Source organism: Streptomyces ovatisporus, from assembly GCF_042653885.1.
In the GTDB taxonomy this organism is placed as follows: Bacteria; Actinomycetota; Actinomycetes; order Streptomycetales; family Streptomycetaceae; genus Streptomyces; species Streptomyces ovatisporus.
This window is the reverse complement of the sequence record NZ_JBHSFH010000003.1, coordinates 447,048-460,224: the sequence shown is the minus strand read 5'-3', so window position 1 is coordinate 460,224 and position 13,177 is coordinate 447,048. Positions and strand designations below refer to the sequence as shown.

The following is a 13,177-nucleotide window of genomic DNA, read 5'->3' as shown; positions in this document are numbered from 1 at the left end:
ATCGAGCGGCGATCGGGTCAATGCGAACGGGGACCCCCTTACGTAAGGCGGCACGGCCCTCTAGGCTGGCGTCCGCCCCATAGTTACTCGTGAGTCAACAAGGACTCATCACGCAAGTGACCAAGCAAGAAGTGCTGGCCAGCGGAGGATGTCGTGAGCGACACACAACCCCTGATCGAGAACCGGCCGCCCTCCGTGGCGACGCTCTTCCTGGAACGGGTGGAGGCCACCCCGGACGCAGAGGCGTACCGCTATCCGGTCCCTTCCGCCGCCGGTGAGGGACCCGACGAGTGGCGCAGCTACACCTGGGCGGAGGCCGCGAAGCGCGTATTCGGCATCGCCGCGGGGCTGATGTCGCTGGGCGTCGCTCCCGAGGAGCGCGTCGCCATCGCCTCCGCGACCCGCGTCGACTGGATCCTCTCCGACCTGGGCATCCTGTGCGCGGGCGCGGCGACGACCACCGTCTACCCCAGCACCAACGTCGAGGAGACGGCCTTCATCCTCGCGGACTCCGACAGCCGCGTGCTGATCGCCGAGGACGCCGAGCAGCTGGCGAAGGTGCGCGAGCGCCGCGCCGACCTGCCACACCTCAAGCACGTCGTCCTCATCGAGCCGGGCGACACCACTCCTGACGGCGAACCGGCCGGTGCGGGACCCGGGCACGGCGACCCCGAGGGCTGGGTGCTCAGCCTCGACGAGCTGATCTCCCGCGGCGACGACCACCTCACGAAGCACCCGCAGGCCATCAAGGACACGGTCGGGGCACTCCGCTCCGACCAGCTGGCCACGCTGATCTACACCTCCGGGACCACCGGCAAGCCCAAGGGTGTGCGGCTGCCGCACGACTGCTGGTCGTACATGGCCAAGGCGATCGCGCAGTCCGGTCTGGTGACCGACGAGGACGTGCAGTACCTGTGGCTGCCGCTGGCCCACGTCTTCGGCAAGGTGCTCACCGCCGGACAGATCGAGGTCGGCCACGTGACCGCGGTCGACGGACGCATCGACAAGATCATCGAGAACCTTCCCGTGGTGCAGCCGACGTACATGGCTGCGGTGCCGCGGATATTCGAGAAGGTCTACAACGGTGTCGCGGCCAAGGCGAAGGCCGGCGGCGCCGCCAAGTACAAGATCTTCCAGTGGGCGGCCGGGGTCGCACGCGAATACGCCAAGGTCACCCAGGAGAACTTCCGGCGCACCGGCAACGCCACCGCCCCGGCGGGTCTCAAGGCGAAGCACGCGGTGGCCGACCGGCTCGTCTACGCCAAGCTCCGCGAGGCCTTCGGCGGACGGCTGCGTGCCTGCGTCTCGGGCTCCGCGGCGCTCGCCCCCGACATCGGCTTCTTCTTCTCCGGTGCCGGCATCCACATCCTGGAGGGGTACGGCCTCACCGAGTCCTCCGCCGCGAGCTTCGTCAACCCCGGTGAGGCGTACCGCACCGGCACCGTCGGCAAGCCGCTGCCCGGCACCGAGGTGCGCATCGCCGAGGACGGCGAGATCCTGCTGCGCGGCCCGGGCATCATGCAGGGCTATCACGGGCTGCCCGACAAGACGGCCGAAGTCCTCGAAGAGGACGGCTGGTTCCACACGGGCGACATCGGCGAGCTCTCCGAGGACGGCTACCTCCGGATCACCGACCGCAAGAAGGACCTGATCAAGACGTCGGGCGGCAAGTACATCGCACCCGCCGAGGTGGAGGGCCAGTTCAAGGCGCTCTGCCCGTACGTCTCGAACATCCTGGTGCACGGAGCGGACCGCAACTTCTGCACCGCCCTCATCGCGCTGGACGAGATCAGCCTCACCGCGTGGGCCGAGGAGCAGGAGTCGCTCAAGGGGAAGCCCTACTCGGAGATCATCACCAGCGACGAGGTGCGCGCGATGGTCGACGGTTACGTGGAGGAGCTGAACAGCGGTCTCCAGCGCTGGCAGACCGTCAAGAAGTTCCGTGTCCTCCCTCGCGATCTGGACATCGAGCACGGTGAGCTGACGCCCAGTCTCAAGCTCAAGCGCCCTGTCGTGGAGCGGGAGTTCAAGCACCTGATCGAGGAGATGTACGCCGGTACGCGCGAGGCGTAGCCGGCAGGACCGTCGCTGTGCCGGGTGGCCGGAGGGCCGCCCGGCACAGCCATGTCACGGGTGCCTCGGGGCCGGTTCCGCCGCCTGGACTGGGCGGACCTGGCCTCGGCCGACGACTCCGACGACTGCTTCGTCGTGGGCGAGGCGCGTGGCCGAGCTGGGCATCGGCGCGGCGCACGAAGGTCTTCCCGGGCGTGCTCAGGCCATGTCGTTCCGCAGCTCGTCCAGAGCCTTCGCCAACTCGGCCACGCGGAGGGCGAGTCCGGGTACGTCCGCGATCGGGTGCGCTCCCTCCTCGTCGTGTGCGGACGTGCCGCCCGCGGGCTTGTCCGCCGAGTCGGCGGCGGCCGGTGCGCCGGTGCTCAGATGCTGCTCCACCGCCCCGAGACGCCGTGAGAACTCGCCCAGCCGGTCGCGCTGGCAGCTCAGCAACTGCTGCAACTGCTGGTTCTTGCGGTGCAGTTCGAGGAAGACGGAGACCTTCGCACGCAGCATCCACGGGTCGAAGGGCTTGGTGAGGTAGTCCGCCGCACCGGTGGCGTAGCCGCGGAAGGCGTAACCCGCCTCCGAGGCCGACTCGGCGCCGCTGAGGAAGATGATCGGCACGTCCCGCGTCTGGTCCAGGCGTTTGATGTGCGAGGCCGTCTCGAAGCCGTCCATCCCGGGCATCAGCACGTCGAGCAGCACGACGGCGAACTCCTGGCGGAGCAGCGCCTTCATCGCCTCCTCACCGGACGTCGCCCGGACGAGGGGGACCTCCAGCGTGCCGAGCACGGCTTCGAGAGCGACGAGGTTGTCCTCCCTGTCGTCGACCAGCAGGATTCCCGCCTCGTCGGACGGGCCGGCGTACGCGGAGTGCGCCATGTGGGCTGAGAAGTCCGTGGTCATCGCTGCCTCGTGGGGTGTTGCGGGTCGAGAAGGGAGAGCACAGTGCCCAGCAGCTGTTCGATGACAACGGGTTTGGGCACGTACGCGGACGCTCCGGCGGACATCGACTGCTCGCTGTCGCCGGGCATGGCCTGGGCGGTGAGGGCGACCACCGGCAGGTGCGCGAAGCGGGGGTCGGCGCGGAGGGCGCGGATGGCCTCGTAGCCGTCCATCTCCGGCATCATGATGTCCATCAGGACCAGATCGGGGGCGGGTTCGCGTTCCAGGGCTGCGAGTGCCTCGGCGCCGTTCTCCGCGTAGCGCACGGACATGCCGACCCGGCCCAGCAGATGCGTCAGGGCGAAGACGTTGCGGATGTCGTCGTCGGCTATCAGCACCCGCGTTCCCCGCAGGATCTCTGCCGCATGTCCGTTCTGCCACTCGGTGAGGGCGGAGGCGGCCGGGACGTTCTCCTCGGAGGGGCCGTTGCGAGGCGCCTTCCCGGTGAGCCGGGCCGGGCCGCCGGTGCCCCCGCCGGCGGCTGTGGCTGTGCGTGTGGGTGTGCGTGTGCGTACGGCATCGCCGTCCGCGGCCGGACTCACGCCCGGGGGCCTGTGGCCGTCGCCGCGGGGCGCGGGCAGCTCGGCAGGCAGAGCCGCCTGGGCCGACTGAGCCGCCTGCGCGGGGACGGCGGGGCGGTGCACCGGCACCCACAGCGTGAACGTACTGCCGCTGCCCCGGGTGCTCTCCACCGTGATGCTCCCGCCGAGCAGTCCGGCCAGCTCCCGGCTGATGGCGAGCCCGAGGCCGGTGCCGCCGTACGTACGGTGCGTGGAGCCGTCCCCTTGCTGGAACGCCTCGAAGATGCGCGGGAGTTGCTCCGACGCGATGCCGATCCCGGTATCGGTGACGGTGAAGGTGATCAGCGGCTCGCCGTCGCTCCCCGGCTCGGCGGCAGGTGCGGCGTGCAGGCTGACGCTGCCCTCGGAGGTGAACTTCAGCGCGTTGGAGAGCAGGTTGCGCAGCACCTGCTGCAACCGCCGTTCGTCCGCGTGCAGTTCTTCGGGGGCGTCGTCCGCGGCGGTCACCGAGAAGCCCAGCCCGCGGTCCAGGGCGAGCGGCCTGAAGGTGTCCTCGACGTAGGTGAGCAGTTTGCGCAGCGTGAGACGCCGGGGACGCGCCTCCATCCGGCCTGCCTCGATCTTGGCCAGATCCAGCACGTCGTTGATCAGGAGGAGCAGGTCCGTGCCGGAGCGGTGGATCGTCCGGGCGAAGCGGACCTCCTCGGACGAGAGGCGCCCCGCCTCGTTGTCGGCGAGCAACTGCGAGAGGACGAGCAGTGAGTTGAGCGGAGTGCGCAGCTCGTGCGACATGTTGGCGAGGAACTGCGTCTTGTACTGCGAGGACGCGGCCAGCAGCGCCGCCTTCTCCGACAGTTCCGTGTTGGCCCTGATGGTCTGGAGAGCGACGCCCATCGTGTGGACGAACTGGTCGAAGAACGCCAGGTGGATGTCGCTGAACGCCTGGAACGACGCGAGTTCCAGCACACCCAGCAGCCGGTCCTCGTACAGCACCGGAAGGATCACCACGCACGCCGGACGCGCCTCGCCCAGCCCCGAGCCGACCGGCAGGTAGTCCGGCGGCAGGTCCGTCAGCACCAGCCGCCGCTTCTCCGCCGCGACCTGGGCGATCAGGCTGTGCCCGGTGGCGCCGCCGTGGGGCCGCGCGCCCGGTTCGTACGCCGCGGTGCCGTACCCGGCGACGTAGCGCAGATCCTCGGCGCCCGGGGCGGTCCCCGCCTCGGAGCGCCTGGCGAGGAAGAACGCACCGAACTGCGCCCCCACGAGCGGCGGAAGCTCCCGCATGATCGGCTCGGCGATCTCCCTTATGTCGCGCCGTCCCTGCATCAGGGAGGCGAGCCGGGTCAGGTTGGACTCCAGCCACTCCTTCGCCCGGGTCGTCTCGCGCAGGTCGGTGACCATCCGGTTGACCGCCTCCGCGGCATCCCGCCAACTCCCGGACAGGCCGCGGACGGTGGTGTGCGGTGTGACGGGGCCGCTGTGCTTGCCGCCATGGCCGCGCCCACCCTCGCCGTCCTCGTCGAGAGCCGCCCGGGTCACCTCGCTGGTGAACAGGGCGAGCTGGTCGGTCATGCGGTTCACCGTGCGGCCGAGCCGGCGGAGCTCGCCGCGCAGCGGCCTCCCGTCCGCGTGCAGATCGACGCGCCGGGAGAGGTCGCCGTCGGCCACTGCGTCAAGTACGCGAGTGGCCTCCGCGCGGGAGCCGAGCACCGTGTCGAGAAGGGAGTCGACCGCTTGTACGGTGTCCGTCCACGCGCCCTGGCCGGGACTCGCAGTCATGCGCTCGTCCACCCGGCCACGCCGGACGACGTCGTTGCGTACGCGGACCAGCTCCGAGGAGAGATGTTCCGTGCGGGCCGCGAGTTCGTTCACGGTCTCCGCGATCTCCGTGTGCAGGCCCGGTGGCGCGTCGCCGTCCACATGGACGCGGGCAGTGAAGTCGCCGTCGCGCAGGGTTCGGAGGGCATGCAGGACGTGGCGCAGACCGCTGCCTGCGACCGGGGGACCGTCCAGCGGTCTGTGGACATCGCCACTCATGTTTGCGCCCATCAGTTTCGTCACTCGACGCATATGAATCAGGTCAGTCTGTCACCCTTGCGGTATCCGTGCGGGTTTTAATCGGAGAACTGTCGAGGTGCGGCACTGTGGGGACGATGTCGATGTGGTGGGGGGAAGCCGGAGGGGCGGTACCGGACGACGGGCCGCCTTCCGGCACCGCGACCGGCCTCGTGGCCGAAACGTCCGAACTCGTGCCCGATCCTCACTCGTTCACGGCCGAGGTGGCGCTGCCGGGGGACACCACGTCGCCGTGGGCGGCCCGTACGTTCGTCGGCCGCGCCCTGCGCGCCTGGGGCATGCCGGAGGCCTCGTCGGACGACGCGGTGCTGCTGGCCGACGAGTTGGTGACGAACGCGGTGGTGCACGCCGGTACGGGAGTGCGGCTGGAGTGCCGCCACGAGGGCGAGGCCCTGGTCGTGGAGGTCGAGGACAGGCACCCCACGCGTGCGGTGGAGACCCGGGCGCACGGCGACCCCGAGGCCGGCGCGGGGGACGCGGGCGGCGGCCTCCCCGGTTACGGCCTGCGTCTGGTCGCCGCGCTCGCCGAGGAGTGGGGCGTCAGCTACCGGCGGAACGGCAAGACGGTCTGGTTCCGGCTGCCCTGGGAGCCGGAGGAGGGACCCGGCGAGGACCTCCGTACGGCCCGCCCCGCGGAGCAGCCGGCGGACGGCACCGGCGGGCATCCGGCCGGCGGCCCGGCCACTGTCACGCTGCCCAAACAGGCGGACGGCACCGGCGGTCGCACGGAGGCCGCCCGGGCCGCGTCCCGTGTCCCGGCGCAGCCGGACGAGACCGTGGCGCGGGGCGCCCCCGACGCCCCGCGGCAGGACCTGAACCTGACGGGCAAGCTCGCCCCCAGCTCGCTGCGCGCCGTACCCGGAGCCCCCTGGGGCCCGGACTGGGTCAACCACGGCATCCTCTCCTTCCTGGCCGAGGCGTCCGACCTGCTCGCCGGGCAGACGGACGAGGACCGCGTCGCGTCCTTGGCAGGCCAGTTGCTGGTGCCGCGCTTCGCCGACTGGTGCGCCGTATGGCTCGCCGACGCCGATTCGCCGGCCCCGCCCCGCCTGGCGCGCGTCTGGCACTCCCAGGAGGACCGCATGGACGAACTCCGTGCGGAACTGGAGAAGTCGCCTCCCGCGCTTTCCAGGCGGACCCTCTCCGGGCAGGCCGTCACCCTCCCGTGGCCGGGGCAGGCGTCCGCGTACGGGCCGGGGGGCGCGGCGGTGGGCTGCCGTCTCGCCGTGGGCGGACGTACGGTCGGCAGCCTCGTCATAGGACGTGCGGGCCTGGTGCGCCTCCCCGACGAAGTGATCGGCATCGTCGAGGACTTCGCACGCCGCGTCGCGCTCGCGGTGCTCTCCGCGCGGCGCTACACCCGGCAGGCGACCATCAGCCGGGTGCTCCAGCGGGGGCTGCTGCCGACCGGGGACGTGGCCATCCCCGGTGTGGCCACGTCCGTCGTCTACGAACCTGCGGGTGAAGGTTCGTGGGCCGGCGGTGACTTCTACGACTTCTACGAAGTGGGCGACGGACGCTGGCGGTTCGCGCTGGGCGACGTGTGCGGAAACGGTCCCGAAGCGGCCGTCGTCACCGGTCTGGCGCGGCCGGTACTGCGGCTGCTGGCGCGGGAGGGCTACGGCGTTCCGCAGGTCATGGACCGTCTCAACCGGGAGGTCGGTGAGCAGACCCGCTTCCTGTCACTCGTCTACGGGGAGCTTGCGCCCCGCTCCGCGGCCGACGGCGGCGGCGTCGAATGCACCCTGGTGTGTGCCGGACATCCGCTTCCGCTGGTGCGCACGCTCTCGGGGGAGGTACGGGCCGCGGCGGAGCCCCAACTGCTGCTCGGCGTCGTGGAGGACGTCGGCTACGAGAGCCAGAGCGTGGTTCTGCAACCCGGCGAGACGCTGCTGTGCGTGACCGACGGAGTCACCGAACGGCGTTCCGGCGCCCGGCAGTTCGACGACGGCGACGGACTGGCGGCAGTGCTGGCCGGCTGCGGCGGGCTGCCTGCCGCGGCCACGGCCGAGCGGGTCCGCCGCGCGGTCCACGACTTCGGCGACGGTGCTCCCGTGGACGACCTCGCGATGCTCGTGCTGCAAGCACGCGAGGAAGCCTGACCCGGCCACAGCACTGGGGGCGGGCAGGCCCGCGGAGCTCAGTCGACCAGGTCGCGCACCACGGCGTCGGCCAGCAGCCGCCCCCGCAGAGTCAGTACCGCCCGCCCCTGTCCGTACGGCCCGGACTCGAGCAGACCGTCGGACAGCGCCCGCCGGGCGGCCGACGCCCCGGCCGGAGCGAGCAGGTCCAGCGGGCATCCGGCCTTGAGGCGCAACTCCAGGAGGATCCGCTCCACGCGCCGGTCCTCCGCGCCGAGGAGTTCGCGGCCCGCGCCCGGGGAGCGGCCATGAGCGAGAGCCTGCGCGTACGCCGCCGGGTGCTTGACGTTCCACCAGCGGACCCCGCCGGTGTGGCTGTGCGCGCCCGGTCCGGCGCCCCACCAGTCGGCACCTGTCCAGTACAGCTCGTTGTGGCGGCAGCGGGCGGCGGGGTCGTCCGCGGCCGCCCAGTTGGAGACCTCGTACCAGGTCATGCCTGCCGCTGACAGCGTCTCGTCCGCGATGAGGTAGCGGTCGGCGTGCACGTCGTCGTCCGTCGTGGGGACCTCGCCGCGGCGGATGCGCCGGGCGAGCTGCGTCCCCTCCTCGACGATCAGGGCGTAGGCGGAGACGTGGTCGGGTGCCACGGCCAGAGCGGCGTCCAGGGAGGCACGCCAGTCGTCGTCGGTCTCGCCCGGTGTTCCGTAGATCAGGTCGAGGTTGACGTGCGCGAAGCCGGCGGCCCGTGCCTCCTCCACGCACGCCTGCGGACGTCCGGGGGTGTGGGTGCGGTCCAGGACCCGCAGTACGTGGGAGCGTGCGCTCTGCATGCCGAAGGAGATCCGGTTGAAGCCCGCCTCGCGCAGCTCCGCCAGGTAGCGGGCGTCGACGGACTCCGGGTTCGCCTCGGTCGTCACCTCGGCGCCGGGAGCCAGCCCGAACTCGTCGCGTACGGCGGCGAGCATCCGGGCGAGGTCACCGGCCGGCAGCAGCGTCGGTGTGCCGCCGCCGACGAAGACCGTCTCCACGCGGCGCGGATCGTCGCCGAGGACCTTGCGGGCGAGGCGGATCTCGTCGCTCAGGGTGGCGGCGTAGTTCTCCCGGGAGGCGAGGACACCGCCGGAGCCGCGCAGTTCGCCTGCCGTGTAGGTGTTGAAGTCGCAGTAGCCGCAGCGGGTGGCGCAGTACGGCACGTGCAGATAGAAGCCGAGGGGACGGGCTTCGCGGCCCGCCAGGGCTTCCGGCGGCAGCGAACCGCTCTCGGGCACGGGTTCACCGTCGGGCAGTGCGGAGGGCATGCGTCCCATTGTCCGTGACGGTCGGACGTTCCGTGACGCCGGCCGGCCGCGCCCGCCGGGCCCTCAGGAGAAGCCGACCGTCACATGGTCGATGAGCTGTTCCACCCTGCCCAGCAGCGCGGGCTCCAGATCGCGGTAGGTCCGCACGCTGCCGAGGATCCGCTGCCATGCCGCTCCCGTGTTCTCCGGCCAGCCCAGCGCGCGGCAGACCCCCGTCTTCCAGTCCTGCCCGTGCGGCACCCGCGGCCAGGCGTCGATCCCCACGGACGACGGCTTCACGGCCTCCCAGACGTCGATGTACGGGTGGCCGACCACCAGCACGTCGTCGCCGGTGACCTCCGCCGCGATGCGGGACTCCTTCGAGCCCGGTACGAGATGGTCGACCAGCACCCCGAGCCGGGCGTCGGGCCCCGGCCCGAAGTCCCGTACGACATCGGGAAGACCGTCGATGCCCTCCAGGTACTCGACCACCACGCCCTCGACGCGCAGATCGTCGCCCCAGACCTTCTCCACCAGTTCCGCGTCGTGCCGCCCCTCCACGTAGATACGGCCCGCGCGTGCCACACGCGCCCGCGCGCCGGGCACCGCGAGCGACCCGGAAGCGGTGCGCTGCCGCGTCGCCGCGCCATCCGTGGCACCCGGCCCGGCGCCGCCGGCGGCCGGCTTCCGCGGGCGCACGAGCGTGACCGTCCTGCCCTCCAGCAGGAAGCCGCGCTGCTCCATCGGGAAGACGCGGTGCTTGCCGAACCGGTCCTCGAGGGTGACGGTCGGCCCCTCCGCCGTCTTCTCCGTGCGGATCACCGCACCGCAGTACCCCGTGGTGATCTCCTCCACCACGAGGCCGGGGTCGGCCGGGATCTCCGGCACGGGCTGCCGCTTCTTCCACGGCGGAGTCAGGTCGGAGTCGTAGGAACGGCTGCGCATGACCGCATTCTTCACGACTGCGCGAAGCGCCGCGCCAGGACGTCCCGTTGAGCGCGTACGAACGCCGCGTCCACGACGGCACCGTGCCCCGGTACGTACAGCGCGTCCTCTCCGCCCAGCGAGAGCAGCCGGTCCACCGCGGCCGGCCACAGGGCGGGCACGGCGTCGGGACCGGCCTGCGGTTCACCGGACTCCTCGACCAGGTCTCCGCAGAAGACGACTTCCGGGCCGGGACGCCTCTGCCCACAACCCTGCCCGGCGGCCTCGCGCCGCCCCCGCACGAGCACTGCCAGGTCGCGCGAGCTGTGCGCCGGGCCCAGGTTCACCAGCACGACCTCGTAGGGGCCCACGGTCAGCGTCAGCTCGTCCGTGACCGCCTGCCCGGGGAGGACGAGCGCGTCCGCCGCCTCGGCGGCGGCCTCCGGCGGCATGCCCTCCGCGACGGCGTCGCGCCGCAACTCCTCGGCCGTGTCCGCCGGACACGCTTCCATCCCCGCGGGCCCGTACACGCGCGCGCCCGCGAAGGACGCCGCACCCAGCACATGGTCGAAGTGCGGGTGCGTGAGCACCACCTGCGTCGCGGGCGTCCCGAAGCGGTCGAGGAGCTGTTCACGGAGCAGTGCGCCCTCCGCCGGGCCCGACCCGGCGTCGACCACGAGAACCCCCGCCGGCCCCGCCACGGCGCCCACGGTCGCGTCCCAGACGGGCATCCGCCGCCGCACGACGCCCGGAAGAAGCTCCTCCCAGACCTCGTCGCCCCCGCGGGCCGCCGTACGTCCCGCTGTCGTCGGCGGACCTGCGTCTTCCCGTCCGCCCTCCCCTCGACCGGCCATGCGGTGACGTTAGCGGGGCTCTGCCCGAACCGTGCGCGCGGTACCGTCAATCGGGCGGCTCTTGCCCCGGCCAGGGCTACCGGCCGTACACTGGCCCAGGGGATTTGGCACTCCGTCGGGGAGAGTGCCAGGAACGCAGGAGACGCCGGCGGCCGGGAGGCGCCTGCGCCCCCAGTGCAAGCGCGGCGAGGCTGGACGGGAGGTGTGCGCGTTGCTCAGTGAACGCAGGCTCGAAGTTCTGCGCGCGATCGTCCAGGACTATGTCGGCACGGAGGAACCGGTGGGTTCCAAGGCGCTGACCGAGCGGCACAACCTCCAGGTCTCCCCGGCGACTGTGCGCAACGACATGGCTGTCCTTGAGGACGAGGGCTACATCGCCCAGCCGCACACCAGCGCGGGCCGCATCCCGACGGACAAGGGCTACCGCCTCTTCGTGGACAAGCTGGCGGGCGTGAAGCCGCTGTCCTCCCCGGAACGGAAGGCCATCCAGAACTTCCTCGAGGGCGCCGTCGACCTCGACGACGTGGTGGGGCGCACGGTGCGTCTGCTGGCGCAGCTGACCAGGCAGGTCGCCGTCGTGCAGTACCCGTCGCTGACCCGCTCGACGGTCCGGCACGTGGAGCTGCTCTCGCTCGCTCCCGCACGGCTCATGCTGGTGCTGATCACCGACACCGGCCGGGTCGAGCAGCGTCTGATCGACTCTCCCGCCCCGATGAGCGAGGCGTCGCTCGCCGATCTTCGCGCACGGCTGAACAGCCGGGTCGTGGGTCAGCGCTTCACGGACGTACCCTCCCTGGTGCAGGACCTGCCCGACTCGTTCGACGGTGACGACCGCGGCACGGTCTCGACGGTGCTCGCCACCCTCCTGGAGACACTGGTCGAGGAGACCGAGGAGCGGCTGATCATCGGTGGCACCTCCAATCTCACCCGGTTCGGGCACGACTTCCCCCTGACGATCCGGCCGGTGCTGGAGGCTCTGGAGGAGCAGGTCGTGCTGCTGAAGCTGCTCGGGGAGGCGAAAGACCCCGGAATGACCGTAAGAATCGGGCATGAGAATGCCCATGAAGGGCTGAGTTCCACGTCGGTCGTATCGGTCGGCTACGGTTCGGGCGACGAAGCAGTCGCCAAACTCGGCGTGGTCGGACCGACCCGCATGGACTACCCCGGAACGATGGGAGCTGTACGCGCAGTGGCACGGTACGTCGGACAGATCCTCGCGGAGTCGTAAGTGGCGGCGGACTACTACGCGGTCCTCGGCGTGCAGCGCGACGCCTCGCAGGACGAGATCAAGAAGGCCTTCCGCAGGCTGGCGCGCGAGCTGCACCCGGACGTCAACCCGGACCCGAAGACGCAGGAGCGGTTCAAGGAGATCAACACCGCTTACGAGATCCTCTCGGACCCGCAGAAGAAGCAGGTCTACGACCTCGGCGGCGACCCGACGGGCGGCGCCGGCGGCGGGGGCGGCGGCTTCGGCGGAGCGGGCTTCGGCAACTTCTCCGACATCATGGACGCCTTCTTCGGAACGGCCTCCCAGCGCGGCCCGAGGTCCCGTACGCGCCGTGGCCAGGACGCCATGATCCGGCTGGACATCGACCTGGAGGAGTCGGCCTTCGGCACGACGAAGGAGATCCAGGTCGACACCGCGGTCGTCTGCAACACCTGCAGCGGCGAGGGTGCGGCGCCCGGTACGTCGGCGCAGACCTGCGACATGTGCCGCGGCCGGGGCGAGGTCTCCCAGGTGACCCGGTCCTTCCTGGGCCAGGTCATGACGTCGCGCCCGTGCCCGCAGTGCCAGGGCTTCGGTACGGTCGTGCCGACCCCCTGCCCGGAGTGCGCCGGTGACGGGCGTGTCCGCTCGCGCCGCAGCCTGACGGTGAAGATCCCCGCCGGCGTCGACAACGGCACCCGCATCCAGCTGGCGGGCGAGGGCGAGGTCGGTCCGGGCGGCGGCCCGGCGGGCGACCTGTACGTCGAGATCCACGAGAAGTCGCATGCGACGTTCCAGCGGCGCGGTGACGACCTGCACTGCACGGTGACCATCCCCATGACGGCCGCCGCGCTCGGCACGAAGGTGCCGCTGGAGACGCTGGACGGCATGGAAGAGGTCGACATCCGCCCGGGTACGCAGTCCGGGCAGTCGATTCCGCTGCACGAGCGCGGCATCACGCACCTGCGGGGCGGCGGCCGCGGCCAGCTGATCGTGCACGTCGAGGTGACCACTCCGTCCAACCTGGAGCCGGAGCAGGAGGAGCTGCTGCGGCGGCTGGCCAAGCTGCGGGGCGAGGAGCGGCCGACCGGGCAGTTCCAGCCCGGCCAGCAAGGGCTGTTCTCCCGGCTGAAGGACGCGTTCAACGGCCGCTGACCGGCGGCGGGTTGAAGGTTCCGCGCGGATTCGGGCCGATCCCGCCGTCCCGCCCCGGGCGGTCCGCCCGGAGGGGGACGGC

The 13,177-nt window shown here is 71.6% G+C and carries 9 protein-coding genes; 4 read left to right on the top strand and 5 right to left on the bottom strand.

The features are described from left to right. Window positions 1-153 precede the first annotated feature (153 nt). Window positions 154-2,073, top strand: a complete 1,920-nt coding sequence (locus ACFPA8_RS03640; protein ID WP_386442113.1) for an AMP-dependent synthetase/ligase — start codon at window positions 154-156, stop codon at window positions 2,071-2,073. Between the two features lie 198 nt (window positions 2,074-2,271). Here ACFPA8_RS03640 and ACFPA8_RS03635 read toward each other — a convergent pair whose 3' ends face one another. Together ACFPA8_RS03635 and ACFPA8_RS03630 are read right to left on the bottom strand one after the other, a co-directional pair. Next, a complete protein-coding gene (locus ACFPA8_RS03635; protein ID WP_386442110.1) occupies window positions 2,272-2,961 on the bottom strand; it encodes a response regulator in 690 nt (229 codons plus the stop codon). Further along, window positions 2,958-5,558: an ATP-binding protein gene (locus ACFPA8_RS03630; RefSeq protein ID WP_386442107.1), complete on the bottom strand. Its 2,601-nt coding sequence runs from the start codon at window positions 5,556-5,558 to the stop codon at window positions 2,958-2,960. The genes ACFPA8_RS03635 and ACFPA8_RS03630 overlap by 4 nt, the downstream gene beginning before the upstream one ends. A 122-nt stretch (window positions 5,559-5,680) precedes the next feature. On the opposite strand from ACFPA8_RS03630, the gene ACFPA8_RS03625 reads away from it, so the two are divergent. Beyond that, window positions 5,681-7,699: a SpoIIE family protein phosphatase gene (locus ACFPA8_RS03625; RefSeq protein ID WP_386442812.1), complete on the top strand. Its 2,019-nt coding sequence runs from the start codon at window positions 5,681-5,683 to the stop codon at window positions 7,697-7,699. 38 nt (window positions 7,700-7,737) lie between these two features. Here ACFPA8_RS03625 and hemW read toward each other — a convergent pair whose 3' ends face one another. The 3 genes from hemW to ACFPA8_RS03610 all read right to left on the bottom strand — a co-directional run bounded on the left by hemW (window position 7,738) and on the right by ACFPA8_RS03610 (window position 10,733). Beyond that, entirely contained in the window at window positions 7,738-8,976 is a 1,239-nt protein-coding gene (gene hemW, locus ACFPA8_RS03620; protein ID WP_386442105.1) for a radical SAM family heme chaperone HemW, read from the bottom strand. A 63-nt stretch (window positions 8,977-9,039) separates the two neighbouring features. Further along, window positions 9,040-9,900 (bottom strand): DUF3097 domain-containing protein, encoded by an 861-nt coding sequence (locus ACFPA8_RS03615; protein ID WP_386442102.1) that lies wholly within the window; start codon window positions 9,898-9,900, stop codon window positions 9,040-9,042. 11 nt (window positions 9,901-9,911) lie between these two features. Next, the gene (locus tag ACFPA8_RS03610) at window positions 9,912-10,733 is read right to left on the bottom strand and encodes an MBL fold metallo-hydrolase (protein WP_386442100.1); all 822 of its coding nucleotides are present in this window, start codon (window positions 10,731-10,733) and stop codon (window positions 9,912-9,914) included. A 211-nt stretch (window positions 10,734-10,944) separates the two neighbouring features. On the opposite strand from ACFPA8_RS03610, the gene hrcA reads away from it, so the two are divergent. Both hrcA and dnaJ read left to right on the top strand, forming a co-directional pair. Continuing rightward, window positions 10,945-11,961 carry a heat-inducible transcriptional repressor HrcA gene (gene hrcA / locus ACFPA8_RS03605; RefSeq protein WP_386442098.1) on the top strand — a complete coding sequence of 339 codons (1,017 nt, stop codon included), beginning with the start codon at window positions 10,945-10,947 and terminating at the stop codon, window positions 11,959-11,961. After that, complete coding sequence (gene dnaJ, locus ACFPA8_RS03600; protein ID WP_386442095.1) at window positions 11,962-13,095, top strand: molecular chaperone DnaJ; 1,134 nt, start codon at window positions 11,962-11,964, stop codon at window positions 13,093-13,095. Window positions 13,096-13,177: the final 82 nt, after the last annotated feature.